At 50.8% G+C, this 18,447-nt stretch carries 18 protein-coding genes; 1 reads left to right on the top strand and 17 read right to left on the bottom strand.

Annotated features, from left to right (window positions below):
- Positions 1-7: 7 nt before the first annotated feature.
- The 17 genes from AC27HQ_RS14660 to rfbB all read right to left on the bottom strand — a co-directional run bounded on the left by AC27HQ_RS14660 (position 8) and on the right by rfbB (position 17,368).
- On the bottom strand, positions 8-616 hold the full coding sequence (locus AC27HQ_RS14660; protein ID WP_487156939.1) for a CatB-related O-acetyltransferase: 609 nt from the start codon (positions 614-616) through the stop codon (positions 8-10).
- Positions 603-1,445, bottom strand: a complete 843-nt coding sequence (locus AC27HQ_RS14655; RefSeq protein ID WP_487156938.1) for a hypothetical protein — start codon at positions 1,443-1,445, stop codon at positions 603-605. The genes AC27HQ_RS14660 and AC27HQ_RS14655 overlap by 14 nt, the downstream gene beginning before the upstream one ends.
- Positions 1,427-2,581, bottom strand: coding sequence for a glycosyltransferase (locus tag AC27HQ_RS14650; RefSeq protein ID WP_487156937.1), 1,155 nt, complete (start codon positions 2,579-2,581; stop codon positions 1,427-1,429). Before AC27HQ_RS14650 ends, AC27HQ_RS14655 begins: the two co-directional genes overlap by 19 nt.
- Before the next feature lies 1 nt (position 2,582).
- Positions 2,583-3,845, bottom strand: a complete 1,263-nt coding sequence (locus AC27HQ_RS14645) for an O-antigen polymerase (protein WP_487157002.1) — start codon at positions 3,843-3,845, stop codon at positions 2,583-2,585.
- A gap of 41 nt (positions 3,846-3,886) precedes the next feature.
- Positions 3,887-5,173, bottom strand: coding sequence for a lipopolysaccharide biosynthesis protein (locus AC27HQ_RS14640; protein WP_487156936.1), 1,287 nt, complete (start codon positions 5,171-5,173; stop codon positions 3,887-3,889).
- Positions 5,174-5,212: 39 nt separating this feature from the next.
- Positions 5,213-6,241, bottom strand: coding sequence for an NAD-dependent epimerase/dehydratase family protein (locus AC27HQ_RS14635; protein ID WP_487156935.1), 1,029 nt, complete (start codon positions 6,239-6,241; stop codon positions 5,213-5,215).
- A gap of 277 nt (positions 6,242-6,518) precedes the next feature.
- Complete coding sequence (gene tviB / locus AC27HQ_RS14630) at positions 6,519-7,796, bottom strand: Vi polysaccharide biosynthesis UDP-N-acetylglucosamine C-6 dehydrogenase TviB (RefSeq protein WP_487156934.1); 1,278 nt, start codon at positions 7,794-7,796, stop codon at positions 6,519-6,521.
- 111 nt (positions 7,797-7,907) lie between these two features.
- On the bottom strand, positions 7,908-8,411 hold the full coding sequence (rfaH, locus tag AC27HQ_RS14625) for a transcription/translation regulatory transformer protein RfaH (protein ID WP_487156933.1): 504 nt from the start codon (positions 8,409-8,411) through the stop codon (positions 7,908-7,910).
- Between the two features lie 300 nt (positions 8,412-8,711).
- Positions 8,712-9,755 carry a glycosyltransferase family 2 protein gene (locus AC27HQ_RS14620; protein ID WP_487156932.1) on the bottom strand — a complete coding sequence of 348 codons (1,044 nt, stop codon included), beginning with the start codon at positions 9,753-9,755 and terminating at the stop codon, positions 8,712-8,714.
- A gap of 22 nt (positions 9,756-9,777) precedes the next feature.
- Positions 9,778-10,458 carry a sulfotransferase gene (locus AC27HQ_RS14615; RefSeq protein ID WP_487156931.1) on the bottom strand — a complete coding sequence of 227 codons (681 nt, stop codon included), beginning with the start codon at positions 10,456-10,458 and terminating at the stop codon, positions 9,778-9,780.
- A 42-nt stretch (positions 10,459-10,500) separates the two neighbouring features.
- A complete protein-coding gene (locus AC27HQ_RS14610) occupies positions 10,501-11,526 on the bottom strand; it encodes an ATP-grasp domain-containing protein (RefSeq protein WP_487156930.1) in 1,026 nt (341 codons plus the stop codon).
- Positions 11,523-12,563: a sulfotransferase gene (locus AC27HQ_RS14605; RefSeq protein WP_487156929.1), complete on the bottom strand. Its 1,041-nt coding sequence runs from the start codon at positions 12,561-12,563 to the stop codon at positions 11,523-11,525. The genes AC27HQ_RS14610 and AC27HQ_RS14605 overlap by 4 nt, the downstream gene beginning before the upstream one ends.
- Positions 12,560-13,651: a DegT/DnrJ/EryC1/StrS family aminotransferase gene (locus tag AC27HQ_RS14600; protein ID WP_487156928.1), complete on the bottom strand. Its 1,092-nt coding sequence runs from the start codon at positions 13,649-13,651 to the stop codon at positions 12,560-12,562. The genes AC27HQ_RS14605 and AC27HQ_RS14600 overlap by 4 nt, the downstream gene beginning before the upstream one ends.
- 186 nt (positions 13,652-13,837) lie before the next feature.
- The gene (gene rfbA, locus AC27HQ_RS14595; RefSeq protein ID WP_487156927.1) at positions 13,838-14,710 is read right to left on the bottom strand and encodes a glucose-1-phosphate thymidylyltransferase RfbA; all 873 of its coding nucleotides are present in this window, start codon (positions 14,708-14,710) and stop codon (positions 13,838-13,840) included.
- Positions 14,707-15,561 carry a beta-keto acid cleavage family enzyme gene (locus tag AC27HQ_RS14590; RefSeq protein WP_487156926.1) on the bottom strand — a complete coding sequence of 285 codons (855 nt, stop codon included), beginning with the start codon at positions 15,559-15,561 and terminating at the stop codon, positions 14,707-14,709. The genes rfbA and AC27HQ_RS14590 overlap by 4 nt, the downstream gene beginning before the upstream one ends.
- Before the next feature lie 9 nt (positions 15,562-15,570).
- Positions 15,571-16,239: an acetyltransferase gene (locus tag AC27HQ_RS14585; RefSeq protein ID WP_487156925.1), complete on the bottom strand. Its 669-nt coding sequence runs from the start codon at positions 16,237-16,239 to the stop codon at positions 15,571-15,573.
- 55 nt (positions 16,240-16,294) lie between these two features.
- A complete protein-coding gene (gene rfbB, locus AC27HQ_RS14580) occupies positions 16,295-17,368 on the bottom strand; it encodes a dTDP-glucose 4,6-dehydratase (protein ID WP_487156924.1) in 1,074 nt (357 codons plus the stop codon).
- A 543-nt stretch (positions 17,369-17,911) separates the two neighbouring features.
- Here rfbB and AC27HQ_RS14575 point away from each other — a divergent pair.
- Positions 17,912-18,352: an REP-associated tyrosine transposase gene (locus tag AC27HQ_RS14575; protein WP_487156923.1), complete on the top strand. Its 441-nt coding sequence runs from the start codon at positions 17,912-17,914 to the stop codon at positions 18,350-18,352.
- Positions 18,353-18,447: the final 95 nt, after the last annotated feature.

Here is an 18,447-nt window from a genome sequence, read left to right as displayed (position 1 = left end):
AAAATTTTCACTTGAATAAGCTCCCACCAGTGTAAGGGCTAAGAAAAGATTCATAGCAAATATCATCAACTCTACAATCCCACCAAGGCTTATCAAGAATTTTTTCAACCAAACCTTGAGGAAAACGACTTCGAATAAATTTTGCAGGAACGCCAGCTACAATTGAATAAGGATCTACATCTTTCGTAACAACGGAGCCTGCAGCAATTATGGCACCATGCCCGACTTTGACTCCAGGCAAAATTATTGAACGCGTTCCAATCCACACATCACAACCAATTTCAACGCACCCTAAATTAAATTTTGTTCTCATATCCACTTTTCTACCCCACTCAGGAGAGTAAAAAAAAGCAGACGTAGAAGGGAAGTCGACAGGATGAGAATTAACACCAATCATGACTTCAGGTCCTATTGAACAGAACTTCCCAATCGAAACATTAGCAGGGCCAATTATTGACCTTGCACCAATAAATGTATAATCACCAATCTCGATAGTAGACGACTTTGATAGACTTACTTTTGGCCCGAAACGAACAGGTCTTAATTTAAATCCCGAAGGAGACCTCCATATTTTTCGCATGAAATTGAGCATTTTTTTAGCTTTATCTTTTATCATAAATATCCAAAATCCTATAAAGCCTTTTATAAAAAAAAGGTAGCTTTAAACCACTCCTTACACAATTATTTGAGCTGAATCTAAATGTTATTTTCTGACCTGGCGCCCTAAGTCTATTCCCAGAGACTCCGTGACCCGCTGAAAGCTCATATGGATTAAAATATGCCCCTGGAATAATACCAATTAAATTTAAAACTTTAACAGGATCTGACATCAAATCTGAGTATCGAACAAAATAACGGTCCTTAAAAAATCTTGAAGCAATTAAGGATAAAGCGTTAGAAACAAAGGCTCCAAAGAAACTACGCAATAAAAAAAAATTACTCGATCCATATTTACCTTCAGCCAGCGCTTTATTAGACCCATTAACTAATGACGAGAGCAGACTTTCTGAGTCACGAAACAGATAAACGAACCTCACTTTAAAACCAAGCCTTTCTAGATTAAAAACTCGGTAAAACGTCACCCTGCTTATTTTAGATGAGTCAACCAAAACAAGGTTTTCTTTTTCCATTGAAAGACAAAATTTTTCCCAAAATGATATATACATGGGAAATTTATTTAATTTCTTAAGCCTAAATATTGATTCAGCGCCACGTTGTTGGCTGTTTAAGGCTTTAGCATCAACACCTTCAACGTGGTTACTCCAAAATGGACACTTATCAATACGAGAACCGCAACTGCATAGCTCGTTTGAACCTAATGATTCAAATAAATTTGAAGCCTCACCGATACCTGAAACACCAGCACAGTTTGACAAAATTGTATCCAATATTGTTGAGCCACTACGCCCATAGCCAGCGATATAGATCAATGTAGGCCTTTGCATAATAGGCTCAACCTCTCCTCAGCCAATCTCGTATGAGACAATTCCATTTCAGAATACAACCTACACTTTGCCGATAGTGATTTTGAATTCAAAATTGCATGATAAATAACATAAGAAACATCATCCAAATCGTCATTTTCAACAACAAAACCTACTCCAGCTTTAGCAACAAATTCACTCCCACCAGGAGTAACTACAGCAGGAACACCACAAGCAAGATACTGACGTACCTTCTGCTCTGAAGCACCTCTATGCCATTTGGGCAAAAAAGAAACTCCAACATCCAATGCTGACATCCAAAAGGGGATTTCTGAGTACTGAACATGCCCAACAAATTTAATATTATTTATATTGAAATTAGATCTAACTTCCATCAAATCCGATTTGGATATTTCACCAACAATAATCCCACCCACATTAATTAAAAATTTCTGACGGAGTATTTCAATCGCTTTAATAATCTCAAGCCCACCACGATTTAAGGGATCGTTACCTATATAACCGACAAGGTAATCATATTGACACATACCAATAGCCGATCTTACATGAGACCTTTCTTGCGAACTATAAAAGACCTCATTGTTTACTTTATTATCAATAACATGGCATTTTCTTTTGTACCCAATCAACCTTGAGAACTCCACCTTATGCATCTCGGTAACCATATCAACAGAGCATGCATTGTTAACTATTACTTTATACATTAACTGATTTATACGAATCAGATAATCACCAAGTGGGAATTTTTTTAAATATCTAAAAGCACCATCGCCGATAGTTTTTATATGATAACGACCAGAAATTAATCTACAAGCAAAAAACAGACTTAACGGAAAAACAGAAATCCTAAATATAAACCTAGAGCCCTTATCAGTCGCATACTTTAAAATATTAAAAAACGAAATCACCTCCCATGCAATCAAACTAACTTTTGACTTACTGCTAACATAGAATCTTGTCACGACTCTTACTCTACCTTCTAAATTTGGTCTAAGCGGAAACTTAAGCTTAGGTATGAGAACAATTGGTTCAACGTTATCGCATCGTAGTAAAGAATCAATAAACTCCAGCTCATTAACTGATGGGCCTTTCCCGAGTGTAATATCAACATTTGATGAATAGATTATTTTACGCATACTACACCCTAATCAAAGTCTTATGAGCAACCAACAACACAGTCAGCATTACGCTTAAAAAAACAACCCCGGCGATGCCAGATACGTAGGCCTGCCCCACTACCACCCAAAATGAAGCAATAACAGAAACGTAGTATGGCGCGCTAGACTTAAAAAATGACTTTATTTGCAGCAGAAACTTAGACACAGCACCTAAAATAAAGAAATATAGGCAAGCACCTATCACACCTCCATCGGCATAACCCCGTGAAACCGAAGTTCCAGTAAGGTACGTTGTTGAATCCCCACCAATTTCATATAAATAAATATAATAGGCTAAAGGCTTATCTAAGCTAAGCCCAGGAACAAAAGCCATTACATCTCTAAGCAACCAGTAACCCCAACCATAACTCAAAAAGCCTGACTCAAATGCTCTTACTGCAACGATGTCATTAATTGAGTTGCCAACAAAGATTCTTTCAATGATTTGCAGGAAAATCTGAAGCCAATCGCCCTGCTCAAATAGAATAGCCATTTTATTAGTATATAAACCTAATAATACTGACAAAAAAATCATTATCGTCATTACAACAATTATATTAGCTATAGTGACCTTCTTAATAATGCTGTAAGCCACAAACAATACTGTTACAGCGACCAAAAATCTACCTCTTGTACCGTCACCTGAAACAAAAACGTATGACACTATAAAAGCAAGTGACAACACAACAAGAGATCTCAGATTTTTTTTACCAAAAAAATAAACTGCACTTAAAGACATAAGCATTATAGATGAAACAAATAATATCTCTCGATATATACCATGCCCTTTGTAGTCGCCACCAAAAACATGGCCTTTTGATATCTCACGCCTTGCCTCCGACACAAATGATGCAACTTCGTTCGCATCGCTGTAATTACTTGTAACCCCCATCAGCGATACAATTGCAGGAGGTATGCCCTTATATAAAAGCATTCCCGCAATCAAGGTAATGCACATAAAAAAGAATATTGATTTTTCGTAATAAGCACCTGGATAACTTCTCAGAACATTCTCACCCTCAACGCAATCATTGCAATCATTTTTATCCGGATAAAAAATGAAATAACCAATACAAAAGAAAAGATAAAGGCAAGGAAGGATTACAACGTAAATGGATTCCATCTTATAAAAATGAATCCCGTAATAAAATCCAGGAACAACTCTCAATATATAGTACGCAGAAAACAGCATAAAAGGCGTTAGAATAAGCTTTCGCCGACTATCTATCCCCCAAAAAACCATAAAGAATAGACACAAAAGACAACCACTTATGATGTATAGCATTAGGTTAATAGACTCTTATATAAGTTTACACCCACAACTTTTTTTAACACCAAAACTAAAATTATGTTTTGTGACATTAGTGTAGCGGATATAGCACACGCGAGACCTATTAGGCCAAAGTAAAGTCCTAATGCAAAAGAAAAACCCAGCCCTAAAACTAAGTGGGCAACAGCATTCTTTCTAACCAAATGCTGATAACCTGATAAGTTCAAAATTGCTGCAGCATTGCCGGTTGCCACATTGACAATCTGTGCACAAGACATAACAATCAGCGCAGTAATTTCTATGGCTGTAGGATCAATAGAGAAAAACTCAAAAACCTTGCTTGGGCTGAGTATAAAAAATGTAAAGGCGGGAAGCGCTATGAGCATCATCATCTTCAACGACTGAACCGCATTTTTCTCTAAGGACTCAATATCACCTGCTGCTATATCTACTGAGAACTTTGGATTGTATATCGTATTAGCGACCATCAAGGCAATCCCAATAGCAAACACTACTCTCGAAAGCACACCTATCACTGCTACATCCGCTGACAACAATACCGTTCCTGCAACCCATACGTATCCGTAGCTATAAAAATATCCTGAAGCATTAATTATTGAGAAGTCCAAACAATCTCTATTCAACCTTCTTTTGTCTATATCGCTCTTGAAATTTTCAATTGCCCATATATCCCTCGTATGCACATAGAAAATCAAACCAAGTAAAAGCATATAACTTAATGAACATACTGCTATAAGCCTTTGGACTTCTATAGAACCAAGATTAGAAAAAAATAAATATACGTATATCCCAATCGCACCTAAAATAAAACAATACCCCACCTCATATAATGCCGACATAACCGGCCTAAAAGATGACTTTGTGACCACTGAGAACAATGCCAAAGCTGAATATGAAAAAGAACACATTGTTAATGATGCTAAATCTACATGAACATTTGATCTATACGCCAAACCAAAAATCGTTATTAAGCAGACTTGGATTACTATTGTTCTTTTTAAAAAGTACACAAGATAACTTTTTAGCTCTTGCAATTTTTCATTCGCAAATTTTTCAGGAAATATCTTTACCCCCGCCAAATCCAAGCCAAATCTTGAAAAGACTGAAATCCCTATGCTAACTGCCATTAGCATTGAAACTTCTGCAACCACTCCTTCCGAGCCCAGCCTTGCCGCGCAATATATAAGCGCAACACTACCAAGACTAGCTACCACTCTAAAAAAAAATACTGCACCATATTTTATTAAATCATGTAGCTTGTATTTGGAAAAATAGCTCACAAATTGTCTACCCTCCACACAACTTAAGATATAAATGTTTCAACCATTCAATCTTTCTTTGTACCATTTAACAACAATGCTAATTGCATCTTCAATTTCATACGCAGGCACATACTTGATATAACTCTTTATTTTTTCTATATCTGCTTGTGAGTGCCGAACGTCTCCATCTCTGAACGGTAGGTGTATCGGCCTCATAGATGATTTTGATCCTGCACCTCCAATGTATGACAGCAAAATATTAAACAGAACTTTTAAACTTGTTCTTTCTCCCACTGCAACGTTATATACCTGATTCACTGCAGCAGGGTCGCTTGTAGTTGCCGCCAACAAATTTGCCTGAACCGCATTATCCACGTAACAGAAATCTCGACTGGTTTCGCCATCGCCGTTGATATACACGGGCTCGCCTTTGATCATTGCCGCCGTCCATTTGGGAATGACGGCGGCGTAGGCACCCTCAGGATCCTGACGTTTGCCGAAGACGTTGAAGTAACGCAGCCCAATGCAGTTGAAGCCGTATGAGCGGGCAAACACATCTGCATAAAGCTCGTTGACGTACTTGGTGACGGCATAAGGTGACAGTGGTTTGCCTATGGTGTCCTCCACCTTTGGCAAGCCTGGATGGTCGCCATAGGTTGAACTGCTGGCTGCGTAAGTAAAGCTGTCTACCTTGGCATCGCGGGCGGCTACCAGCATATTGAGAAAGCCATCTATGTTGGTGGCGTTGGTGTTGATTGGATCGTCGATGCTGCGCGGTACTGAACCCAGTGCGGCTTGGTGCAGTACGTAGTTCACGCCTTCACAGGCTTTACGGCAATCGTCCAGGTTACGTATGTCACCTTTTATAAAAGTGAAACGTGCCCATTGCTCCGGGGTGACCAGGCTTTGTACTTCATCCAGGTTGTGCTGGTGGCCTGTTGCGAAGTTATCCAGGCCAACGACCTGCTGATCGAGTTTGAGCAGGGTCTCAAGCAGATTGGAGCCTATGAAGCCTGCTGCGCCGGTTATCAGCCATGTTTTTGGCTGTTGGGGCAGGCTTTGGAGTAATTCTTCGTAGCGGGTCATGGGTGCTCGGGTTCTTTTTTATGCTGGTTAGTCGTCAGGATATGGCCTGGATTTAAGGGTAGCTGGGTTTGGCCATTTGTTCTGTGGGGACTGGGGGATTGTTGGCCGAGGTGGAACTCGGCCATTCCCAGGGGGTGGTTTAAGCCCTTCGCGGCGAGGCCGCCGCTCCTACCGGATGCTGCAGGAGTCGTACTCCGAATTGGAACAACTGAGTGACTTAGGGCCCTTTGGCCGAGGTGGAACTCGGCCATTCCCGGGGAGAGGCGTCCGGCAACTGTCATAGCCGCAGGTCGGACTGGTCTGCGCTGAGCAGATACTTCAGGTCATAGAGTACGTGGTTGGCTTTGCCAAAACGGCGAATAGTATCGGCGCCCAGCTCGACAAACTGGCTATGGCCTACCGCAAGAATGATCCCGTCGTAGGCGTTTATGGCGGGTTCAGTGACGGGAGTAATGCCGTATTCGTGCTGGGCTTCCTCGCCATTGACCCAGGGGTCGTAGACATCGACCTGTACGTTGTATTCGCTGAGTTCGCGAATAACGTCTATGACCTTGGTATTGCGCAGGTCCGGGCAGTTTTCCTTGAAGGCCAGGCCCATGACCAGAACACGCGCACCATCCACCTGCAGACGTTTTTTCAGCATGGCCTTGACCAGTTGTGAGGCCACATAGGCGCCCATACTGTCGTTCAGGCGGCGGCCAGCCAGAATGATCTCGGGGTGGTAACCAATCTCCTGGGCTTTGTGGGTCAGGTAATAGGGATCGACACCAATGCAGTGCCCGCCTACCAGTCCGGGCCGGAATGGCAGGAAATTCCATTTGGTCCCTGCCGCCTGCAGCACGGCTTCGGTATCAATGTCCATTTTATTGAAGATTACGGCCAGCTCATTGATCAGCGCGATATTCAGGTCACGCTGGGTGTTCTCTATCACCTTGGCCGCCTCTGCCACACGGATGCTGCTGGCTTTGTGGGTACCGGCGACGATGATCTGGTTGTACAGCGCATCGACCAGATCAGCGACTTCAGGGGTTGAGCCTGAGGTGACTTTCTTGATGGTGGTGACGCGATGCAGTTTGTCGCCAGGGTTGATGCGTTCCGGACTGTAGCCTGCAAAGAAGTCCACGTTGAAACGCAAGCCAGAAACCCGCTCGAGAACCGGTACGCAGTCTTCTTCTGTGGCGCCGGGGTAAACGGTGGATTCGTAAATAACGATATCGCCGGGCTTGAGCACCTTGCCGATGGTCTCGCTGGCTTTGATAAGGGGCGTCAGGTCAGGCCGTTTATGCTCGTCTATGGGCGTAGGCACGGTAACGATGAATACATTCGCCTGCGCCAGGTCTGCTGGGTTTGCGGAGTAGCTCAAGCCGCTGGATTCGGCCAGTTCTGCGCTGCTGACTTCAAGGGTGCTGTCATGGCCTGCCTGCAGGGCCAGAATGCGCGACTGATTGATGTCAAAACCTATGACGTTGCGTTTGCGGCCAAACTCAACCGCCAGGGGCAGACCAACATAGCCAAGCCCGATGATTGCCAGTGTGATGTGTTCCAATGTCCGCATGCGTTACCGTCTACCGATGCTGTGTGAGGTATGCCATGGGGCAACCTGAAGTCATTATGGGTGACCAGCCGGTAGATGCTGGTCAAAAAGGTCACTGCCTGCCGTTGTGACTCAGGCCAAGGCCTTTAGTGCCGCAACCGGTACCCGTATTGCCTGTACACGTTGCAGGACTGTTAACAGGATCACAGCGCGGTCGTGCCCTTCCAGTCGGGCAAACACGGCTTGCAGATCCTTGAACGGCCCATCCGTCAAGCTGACCCGACTGCCCTGCTGAAAAGCCGGCAACTCAATCAGCTGGCTGGTGCGTTGACGAATGCAGTCAATCATCTGCTCGGGTACCGGCAGTGGCATATCGGCAAAACTCACCAGTCTTGATACACCTCGGGTCGAACGTACGCTGTACCAGTTATCGGTATAGCTGCATAAACGGATAAACAGGTAACCGGGGAACAAGGATTCCTGTTGTTCAACCCGCTTGCCGTCACGCAGGCGCTCTACTCTGATAACCGGGCGGTAACACTCAAACCCCTGATTGCGCAGTTGCGCCTCGGCTCTGGCGTCCTGCCGGGGCTTGGATTGCACCAGGTACCACTGAGCTTGTTCCGGGTTCGACATCCTGTCACCTCGCATGAACATGGCATGACTGCCTGCCGGGATGAGCCGGCTACGATCCTTGTTCTGGTGGGGCAATATGTCTTTTTGTACCACCTCACTGACAACCTTACTTGGCCATCTTACGACGCAAATGACAAAGAACAAGTCTTGACACAACTTTATGCGCAAATCGCATACGGCACGCTAGGTCACGGTGATGGCTGCGTCAGACAATGAGCCAAGTGCAGGGTAACAGTAGCCAAATTGACATTTATTTGGCATCAAACTGACAGGTCGCTGGGCAGGCGCTGCAGGCCCGCCTCAGCGCTGTTTGGCGATGCGCCGTTCAGCCGCCAGACACAGACGCAAGGCCGGCAGGCCGATCACATCGAGCAACCAGAGGTGCAGTTGCTGGCGGGGCATGTTCAGCTGCGCGATGGCTTCGCGCAGCCCTGTGATATCCCCTAGCTCGATGAGGTTGCTCAGCAACCGATGCTGGCTGCGCCTGATCTTGGCCTCAATGGCCTGAGTAGCCTCTGGGAAGTCGGCTTTCAATTGGCTCAAACAGACCATGTTGGCGCGCAGAAAACGGGCTTTTTTCAGTCGGTCCTGAGCAAAACTGCCGCTCCAGGAGCCGGGCGTACCACGGCGGTACACCGACATCATCTCGGGCATGTAATGGCCGCGCCCGAACTTCTGGCTATACAGTTCAATATACAAATCACCCACGGGCGCGGTGTCGAACCAGGGCGGCAATATCTCATAGAGTGCGCGGCGAACGAGGTAAGAGGCGGTCGGGGCGAACTGCCGATCCGTTTTCAGAATGTCACGCTCGGTAAATGCCCAGGGCTGCTGGTAATCGGCAAAGGGCTTGAGCTGGTCGCCTTTGCTCACCAGTGCGTTGTGCACCACCATGCCAATGCCGGGGTCGCTCTGCAAAAGTGCGGCCTGACGGGCCAGCTTGTGAGGATCTATCCAGTAGTCATCGCCTTCACACAGCGCAATGAAGGCGCCAGTCGAACGCGGATGCAGGGCGGCCGAGGGCCTTTTGCCCCGGCTATACTGATTTTCTTGCTGCAGCAAGGGTTTGATGATGGCCGGATAGCGCTCGGCCCAGGCGCTGATGATGTCCGCGGTTCCGTCACTGGATGCGTCGTCCTGCACCAGCACTTCAAAGGCAAAGGGTGTCTGCTGTAATAAAAAGCCTTTTAACGCGTCTTCAATGTAGTGCTGATGATTGAAGGCAGCGCAGAACACGCTGACAAGCGGTTTGTCAGGATCAGTTTGCCAGTGGGCCATAACCTCGGCCTGGCTCGGCACGCTCGCCTCTCTGAAGGCTTTGAGCAGGCTGGATGGGCTGTTCAAATTGACTCCTGTTGCGTTGCTGTCATGTGCGGTTCTGCCAGGGGAAGTCAGTGGCATCACTGCGTTCACCAAGAAAGTGCATCAGGCGCTGAAAGTCCGCTGACTGGCTGACGTTGATCACCAGCAGGTCACCGGGACGGTCCTTGAAGTACTCGATTACCTCGGCGTTGTACTTGTGGTAGTTGGCGATCAGGATCGACTTGTTATAGGGGTCATCTTCGGGGGTACCGTTGATCTGAAGGAACTGGTACATGCGCCCTGGCCTGACATAGGTCGCCGCCTTGAGGTCGCTGGCGGTGGGTAACTGGCCGTTTTTGCCAAACTTTTTGCTGTGAAAGCGTGTCAACGAGCTATACCACTGCTCGGCATCATCGCGCACGGTCAGGATGAACTTGCTGCCTGGGTAAGCCTGATCCAGATGTTTGTATGTCTCTGGGTAACTGAACGGCGCATCCTGAAACACCTGGGCGCTTTTACAGTAATCAATGATCGGCTGAAAGCGGCCTGCCAGATAGTGATCAACCGCCAGCAGCTCGGCCTGGGTCTGATTACCGACCGGGTAGCCGAGGTCCTTGAATACCTTGGCCAGCGAGGTGGTACCGGTCTTGTTTTTGCCTATACAAAAGTATTTGCTCTTGCCCGTCGCCCGCCAGCGGGTTCTCAGGGCCTTCCAGCGTTTTTGCAGCGACCGTTTCAATGACACCTTGACCTCCTTTTGACATGCCGACGATGAGGGTGAACGCACTTATGCCTGTTTGCCCAGCTCAACCCGCCGGGGCACTAGTTCCTTGTAGCAGGCCTGCCCCGGGTTACTGCCAAAGCAAAGCGGATCAGGCTGTTCGCCAGCCTGCCAGGCGATGAGTGCAGCGGGTATGTTGGCGCCACACAGGTGATGGAAGGGGTAATCGCCGGAGAAACGCGGATTGATGTCGATAACCCGCACCTCTCCCTGTTCTTCTATGCAATCAAAGCCCCAGATGCCATTGTGCCCGGTCAGCGCGCTGAGTTGACGCGCCAGCGCTTCATAGGGCTGGCGTGCCAGACTCACGGCGGTGTCGCTCTCCCCTGCCCGCATGCTCTGCACCTCACAGACAAAGTGAGCGCAATACTGCCCCTGGAGGTCGTTTACCACAGCCAGACACAGCTCTCGGCCGCCAAGCGCTTGTTCGATCAGGACCAACTGGTCATCGCCAACCGCACAGTAAGCCTGCAATCCGCTATCGAGAATGTGCTGTTGCGCCGCCTGATAGGCCACGCGCAGCGCTGTTTCGGAGCTGCAATGGGCCAGGGCCAGCGAGCCAAAGCCCAGTCTGGCTTTGACCACCAGGGGGTAGTGCATGCGCTCATGCTGTACAGCCTGAAGTGCGGCCTCCAGGGTCAGGACCGAGCGTGGCACGGCAATACCGGCGCGCTCAAGCACCGTGCCGCACTCATATTTATCCAGGCAAATGCGTCCCCAGTCCTGGCTCGGCAAAGTGGTGGTAACACCGGCGGCGTCGAGCAGATGCTGGTGTTGGCTGAGCACATAGACATCCAGGTCGTGGAGTGCACAAAGCAGGTTGACCTGGTAGCGCTGGCACAGCTCAAGGATGCTTGGCAGGTATTCCGGGCTGTTGGCTGGCGGGGTTACCACGGCTATATCGGCGGCATACATACCCGGTGCAGCGGCAAACATGTTCGCGGCGATCACCTGACCTTGCCCTTGCAATGCCTGCTTGAAGTAGTCCACCAGATAGGCCCGGCGCCCTACGCTGGTTAACAGGATATTCATGGGAGTGGGTCCTGATCGCACAGTGCCTGGTAATGGCCGCGCAGTCTGTCGAGCGTTGCCTGATCAAGGCGGAGGCTGTTGCCACAGGGATAGGTGGTCTGAATTTGGCTCAGATCGGCAGTCAGCTCAGGCAGGTCAAAATGCCCGGCCAGCCGTTGCAAAAAAGCCTGAGGATCACTGCATACAGATTCATAGCCAACACTCAGCCACTGCGCAGCTGGCAAATCGGCCAGTTGCCGATGAATCGCCTGATCGGTGTGATAGACCTGACCAGCGATTTGCGCCGTGGGTTCAAGATCTTTCAGCAGCGGATATTGACTGGGTTTGACAGACCACCAGATCTGATCCGTGTTGTAGTAGGTGCGCCGCGCCTGGAGAATCGACTGCATCACATACAGCGGGTCTCGCTGCACATGAATGATACGCAGCTCAGGCATGGCCCGGGCAAAGAACCCAAGGTTGAACTGCAGCATCTTGGACTTTGACATAAAAGGCTTTTGAAACACCGACTCGATGCTGGCCAACTCGGCACGCAGTGCCTTGATATCTACCTTGGCGAGCATCTCCGGGCTCAGGTGTTCCGGCTCGTGGTTGGGCATGAAACGCCGCCAGAAATGGAAGAACTCACTGATCCCCAGTGCGCCACGGGTTTTGCCCAGGGTGGAGTCAAAGCCGCACTCGGCGCGCAGGTCGCTGAACTCGTTACCCAGATCATAGTCAGGGTTGAATAATAATTGCTGGATCAGTGCTCCGATATGCGGGGCATAGGCAAAACGCGACAGCAGATTGCTTGGATAGGCAACCGCCTGGGTGGCGGCCAGCAATTGGCTGACAAAGGTGATCCCGGCACGCGGACACCCCACCAGCACAAGCACCGGCATACGCGGGCTAGCTGCCTGCGCATTCACACTTTGCTGGACGGGCACCAGCAAGTGTTGCAGACGTTCAATCAACTGATCGAGACGCTGGTTGGGCTGAAAGACCTCGGTTCTTTCCTGCTGGTGTTTGATCACCAAGGATTCGGTCGATCCCTTCATGGGGTGTTTACCAGCGCAGCAATACGCTGGACCTCCTCTGATTCAAGATCGGCATAGACCGGCAGGCAGAGGATGCGCGAGGCTATGTCATTGGAGACAGGCTGCGCGGGGTGACTGCCAAGACTGGCGATGCTATCAAGTGATGGATAAAAGTAGCGACGCGCCTGAACACCCTGCTCCGCCAAGCGCTGCATGACCTTGAGCAGGTGCTGCTGGCTGTCCAGCAGCAGGGGAAAATAGGCATGATTCTGGCTGGCATCAGGCCGCCAACGCTGCAAGGTAAAGGATTGATGCAGCGCTTGATGATAGGCCTGCCAAACCCGTTGCCGGCCTGCCAGATTGGCCTGCAACTCGTCGAGCACACACAGGCCCATGGCGGCCTGGAATTCATTCATCTTGGCGTTGATGCCCAGCTCGTCGATGCAACCGGGGCTGCTCTGGCCGAAGTTGATGATTTTCTCTGCACGCTGCAGGTCTTCAGCGCGTTTGAATACGATGGCGCCGCCCTCGACAGTATGGAACAGCTTGGTGGCATGAAAGCTCAGGGTTGCTGCGTCACCCCAGTTCAGCAGGCTTTGGCCCTTGTAGTTGACGCCAAAGCCATGGGCCGCGTCATAGATCACCTTGAGATTGTGCTGTTGCGCCACGGCGTCAATCTGCTCGACGTCACAGGCATTGCCGAACACCATCACCGGCACGATGGCGCGGGTCTGCGGGGTAATCGCCGCTTCAATGTGTCGGGCATCCAGACACCAGCTGTGCGGGTCGATATCGACAAACACCGGCTCTATGCCCTGCCACTTGAGCGAGCTGGCAGTGGCAATGAAGCTGAAAGGGCTGGTAACAGCCTCAGCCGGTTTGCCATGCAGCGGTAAATCTACGCCCAGGGCGCGGTAAGCAACCTGCAACGCCAGCGTGCCGTTACCCACCAGCAACAGGTGTTCAACCCCCAGCCAGGCTTGCAGGCGGCGAGTCAACTCCTGAACCAATGGACCGTTGTTGGTCAGCCAGCCGCGCTCATAGATGCCATCCAGATAACGGTTCAAGGCGTCGCGATTGGGCAGCCAGGGTTTGGCAACGGTGATCATGCTGGAAGCTGCTCGATAGGGTCAGGCGTCAATGACGACTGGGTTGGCTTACCTTCACAGGCAAAGTCGTCCCGGTCTGAAATCCGCACTGCGTGATCGCCCTGGTGAAACAGGTCGTAGTAGCCTCGGTAAGGCAGGCAGCGAGGTTGCATTATGGCCCCAATCATCGGTTGTACCTGAGTGATATCACGCTTTGCCCGTGGCCAGGGCAAACAAGTAGTCGCCATAAGCGTTCTTGCTTAGTTGTTTGGCCTGCGCCAGCAGCTGCTCAGGGCTCAACCAGCCCTGATTGAAGGCGATCTCTTCCAGGCAGGCAATCTTGTAGCCCTGGCGTTTCTCGATGGTCTCAACAAACTGGGCGGCTTCCAGCAGGCTTTCATGGGTACCTGTATCCAGCCAGGCAAAGCCGCGACCCAGCAGCTCAACGTTGAGCTCGCCCCGCTCCAGATAGGCCTGGTTGATACTGGTGATCTCCAGCTCACCGCGCTGACTGGGCCTGACCTGTTTGGCAATATCGATAACCTTGTTGTCGTAAAAATACAGTCCGGTAACGGCAAAGTGGGACTTGGGATTGGCGGGCTTTTCTTCAATCGAAATGGCGCGTTGCTGCTCATCAAACTCGACCACACCAAAGCGCTCAGGATCCTTGACCTGATAGCCGAACACAGTTGCGCCCTCTGGTCGGGCGGCGGCCTGTTTGAGCTTGGGCGTGAAGCCCTGACCGTAGAAGACGTTGTCGCCCAGGACCAGGCAGACGCTATCGCTGCCGATAAAATCCTCGCCAATGATGAAGGCCTGGGCCAGGCCGTCCGGGCTGGGCTGGGCTGCAAAGCTGAGATGGATACCGAACTGTTCACCATTACCCAGCGCCCGTTTGAAGGCGCATTCGTCCTCGGGGGTGGTGATGATCAGAATATCGCGGATACCCGCCAGCATCAGGACTGACAGCGGGTAATAGATCATCGGCTTGTCGTACACCGGCAACAGTTGTTTCGAGGTGCCCAGGGTAATGGGATAGAGGCGCGTGCCGGAACCGCCGGCAAGGATAATACCTTTCATAGTGTGCTTGAGCTCGATAGTAGCTGCTCGCGCAAGGCCTGGGCGGGCATCAGAGGGAGTTCAAGCTGTTCGGCCAGTTGCTTGATGCGCTTGACCAAACTGACGTTGGTAGCCAGTTGGCTGCGCTGCTGGTCGAACCAGATATTGTCTTCCAAGCCAACGCGTACGCCATCGGCAAACATCAGACCGAACAGGTTGGCCTGCAACTGAAAGCGCCCCAGTCCAGCCAGGCAGCAGGTCAGGTTGTCAGGCACATCCTGAAGTAATGTGGACATCTGCAATGCTGTGCACTGGGCGCTGCTGATGTTGCCAAACAACAGATTGGCATAAGCATGCCCTTGCACCAGACCTTCATTCATGAGCACACGCACCATGTTGAGCATGCCGAAGTCGAATACTTCCAGCTCCGGCTTGATGCCACGCGCCTGCATGCGCGCCGCTAACTGACGAATAACATCCGGTTCATTGATGCTGGCGCTGCGCTGAAAGTTCAGGGAAGACAGGGTCAGGCTGGCCATGTCCGGTTTCATGTCACCGTCCAGCTCCAGCACCCGCGCTCGGCTTTCAAAGTCCGGACTCTGTCGACCGCTGGCCGTCACGCAGAGAATCGCCTGCTGGCCACCGGGCAACTTGCGGATAGCCTCAATCAGCCGGCCATATTGCAGTGGATCATTACTGTGGGTCTGTTCTGGCGTTCTGGTATGCAGATGGAACATCTGCACACCCAGCTCGAGACATTCGGCAACCGTGTCGATGATCTCATCATGGGATACCGGCACGTGCGGGGTCTGCGATTTCGTGGGAATGATGCCGGTAGGCGCCAGACTGATGATATAGGATTTATTGGTCATAGCTTGCCCTCAACGGGTCACCTCAGTCGACGTCTTGGCCATTTTTTTCGCCGGGTTGCCTACATATACGCCATCTTCCTCGGTATCGCTTACGACCACGGCGCCTGCCCCGATAAAGCAGCGATCGGCAATCCGCACACCATCACGCAATACCGCACCTAAACCAATAAAGCAGCGATCACCAATGCTGACATTACCGCCAGTGGTAACACCCGAGGCGATAAAGCAGTGATCACCAACACGGCTATGGTGACCTAGATTGCTGCCCGCTCGAAGAATGACGTTGCGCCCAAGCGTGACAAACGGCTGCACCGTAACGCCTTCGAAGATCAAGGTATTAGCCTTGACCTCCAGATCAGCCCAGCACTGGCTCGATGCATGAACAAAGCTGGCCAGGGTATAACCCATGGCTTCGAGCTGATCGCATCTCTGCTGACGCACGCCGTTTATGCTGTTGAATCCCAGGGGTACGATAATGTCATGCTGCTCAGGGGGGAAGCTCGCCAGCAAACGGCTGAGGCCAATCACGGGGATACCGTTAAGACTATCCCCCTTAAGGTAGCTGTCATCGACCACATGCGCGACAACGCGTCGTTGCTCGCTGAGCAGGTAACTGGCAAGCGCTGAAAACGACTGCGCACCAAAAACCACAACATTCTTGTTATTAAAATCGGTCATCCCTGCCTCTTTGCACATTCAAATTTCGGGGTAAAAGGTGTTTTTTCAGCCGGTATTATAGAGCTGTACCCAGTCGCTGGCGATGATAACTGCCATCCTGCACCCGCTGGCACCAGTCGAGGTTATTAAGATACCACTCGACGGTTTTGCGCATGCCGGTCTCGAAGGACTCTTGCGGCGCCCAACCCAGTTCGCGCTGAATTTTGCTTGCATCTATGGCGTAGCGTTGGTCGTGCCCGGGGCGATCCTCAACATGAGTGATCAAGTCACGATAGAGGGTTTCACTCGGACGCAACGCCTGCAGGGTGTCACAGATGGCCAGTACCACCTCAATATTCTGCTTCTCATTGTGGCCACCGACAGTGTAGGTCTCTCCGACCTGGCCCCGTGTTACCACTGCATAGAGCGCGCGCGCATGGTCCTCCACATAGAGCCAGTCACGGATCTGCTGGCCTGTGCCGTAGACCGGCAATGACTTGCCGTCCAGCGCATTCAGAATAACCAGCGGAATCAGCTTTTCCGGAAAATGATAGGGGCCATAGTTGTTTGAACAGTTGCTGATCAGTACCGGTAAGCCATAGGTACGCAGCCAGGCCCGAGCCAGATGATCGGCACTGGCCTTGCTGGCCGCGTAGGGCGAGCTGGGGGCGTAAGCACTGGTCTCGTTGAAGCGTTGGCTGGCCACTGTTGGACTTTGCGCGGGATGCGGCAGATCACCGAAAACCTCGTCGGTAGACACATGATGAAAGCGAAACTGCGCCTTGCGTACTGGCTCCAGCCCTTGCCAATAATGCCGGGCAGCTTCCAGCAGGGTATAGGTCCCGAGGATATTGGTCTGAATAAACACGGCCGGGCCGTCAATCGAGCGGTCGACATGGCTTTCAGCCGCAAGATGCATGACCCAATCCGGTTGATGCCGGATAAACACCTGCTGCACGGCCGCAGCATCGCAAATGTCCACCTGTTCAAACTGGTAACGGTCTGACCCGCTGATCTCGCTGAGGCTCTCCAGGTTGCCAGCGTAGGTGAGCTTATCGAGGTTCACCACGCTGTCATCGGTGTTGTTGATCAGGTAACGAATCAGCGCGGAGCCAATAAAGCCTGCGCCGCCGGTAACGAGGATTTTCATTGCCAGTAGATGACCTTGTTCAAGAGATGTCTTGGGGAGAAACCCGTCTTTTGCCGTTCCCTGGCCTGATTGAAACAAGCATACTGAGGACTCGGTTTAATCCTGTGCGCGTCGAAATTGCTTAGATACATAGGGTACTGTCCGAATCCGTTGAGATAAAGCAGTCTGTTGGCTCTTGTGATGCAGCTGTCAGCTGCTGATCGCGTTCAAGCGCGCTCGTACAACCCCACCCCCAATTGGTAGGACCGGGGCGGCCGGCCAGGCCTTGACCGCGAATGGTGTAATCTCAACCCGCCTGCAATCCGCCCTGTTCGCGCTCAAGCGCGCTCCTACAACCCCACCCCCAATTGGTAGGACCGGGGCGGCCGGCCAGGCCTTGACCGCGAATGGTTTAATCTCAACCCGCCTGCAACCCGCCCTGTTCGCGCTCAAGCGCGCTCCTACACAAAACCCGACGTCCACAGCCCTGTAGGAGCGCGCTTGAGCGCGAAGGGGGTCTGACCCAGTAGTCTAAAATGGTTCAGGACAGCAAGGAGGCATGCCATGAATAATAAGGCTAAAGGAAGCCGTTTGAGGCACGGGCGACATTCGGAGCCCGGCAGGACCTATCTGATCACCAGTGTGACGCGAGACAGGGCACCGGTTTTTCGGGACCTGAGAGCGGCCCGAACCTTGATTCAAGTGTTGCAGGAGCAGGTGACGCTGAAGCGGGTAGAGAGCATCGCCTATGTGGTCATGCCGGATCATTTGCACTGGCTGGTTCAGCTAAAGGATGAACACCTTTCCAGGGTAGTGGCTCGGATCAAAACTCTTTCCGCAGCGCGTATCCCAGCCCTGCACTGGCAACGCGGTTTCCACGACCGCGCCATGCGTCGTGACGATGATCTGCGCAAGGCTGCGCGTTATATCATCGCCAATCCATTACGGGCTGGGCTGGTTGAATCGGTCGGGGATTATCCGCATTGGGATGCAGTCTGGTTATAGGCAGACTTACAAGACTGCGCGGTCACCTTGGATGACATCTAACGCCGCTTGTAACCGCCTTATTCGCGCTCAAGCGCGCTCCTACAGAGGCTATT

The sequence above is a fragment of the Halopseudomonas sp. 4NH20-0008 genome, from assembly GCF_057548395.1.
This window is presented reverse-complemented; position numbering and strand designations above follow the sequence as displayed.

Bases quoted from the DNA above. Each gene is read 5' to 3' on its own strand.
- AC27HQ_RS14660 (WP_487156939.1), bottom strand. From the start codon at position 616: ATGATAAAAGATAAAGCTAAAAAAATGCTCAATTTCATGCGAAAAATA.
- AC27HQ_RS14655 (WP_487156938.1), bottom strand. From the start codon at position 1,445: ATGCAAAGGCCTACATTGATCTATATCGCTGGCTATGGGCGTAGTGGC.
- rfbB (WP_487156924.1), bottom strand. From the start codon at position 17,368: ATGAAAATCCTCGTTACCGGCGGCGCAGGCTTTATTGGCTCCGCGCTG.
- AC27HQ_RS14610 (WP_487156930.1), bottom strand. From the start codon at position 11,526: ATGAATATCCTGTTAACCAGCGTAGGGCGCCGGGCCTATCTGGTGGAC.
- AC27HQ_RS14600 (WP_487156928.1), bottom strand. From the start codon at position 13,651: ATGATCACCGTTGCCAAACCCTGGCTGCCCAATCGCGACGCCTTGAAC.
- AC27HQ_RS14605 (WP_487156929.1), bottom strand. From the start codon at position 12,563: ATGAAGGGATCGACCGAATCCTTGGTGATCAAACACCAGCAGGAAAGA.
- AC27HQ_RS14590 (WP_487156926.1), bottom strand. From the start codon at position 15,561: ATGACCAATAAATCCTATATCATCAGTCTGGCGCCTACCGGCATCATT.
- AC27HQ_RS14650 (WP_487156937.1), bottom strand. From the start codon at position 2,581: ATGCGTAAAATAATCTATTCATCAAATGTTGATATTACACTCGGGAAA.
- AC27HQ_RS14575 (WP_487156923.1), top strand. From the start codon at position 17,912: ATGAATAATAAGGCTAAAGGAAGCCGTTTGAGGCACGGGCGACATTCG.
- AC27HQ_RS14635 (WP_487156935.1), bottom strand. From the start codon at position 6,241: ATGACCCGCTACGAAGAATTACTCCAAAGCCTGCCCCAACAGCCAAAA.
- AC27HQ_RS14645 (WP_487157002.1), bottom strand. From the start codon at position 3,845: ATGGTTTTTTGGGGGATAGATAGTCGGCGAAAGCTTATTCTAACGCCT.
- rfbA (WP_487156927.1), bottom strand. From the start codon at position 14,710: ATGAAAGGTATTATCCTTGCCGGCGGTTCCGGCACGCGCCTCTATCCC.
- AC27HQ_RS14585 (WP_487156925.1), bottom strand. From the start codon at position 16,239: ATGACCGATTTTAATAACAAGAATGTTGTGGTTTTTGGTGCGCAGTCG.
- rfaH (WP_487156933.1), bottom strand. From the start codon at position 8,411: ATGTCGAACCCGGAACAAGCTCAGTGGTACCTGGTGCAATCCAAGCCC.
- tviB (WP_487156934.1), bottom strand. From the start codon at position 7,796: ATGCGGACATTGGAACACATCACACTGGCAATCATCGGGCTTGGCTAT.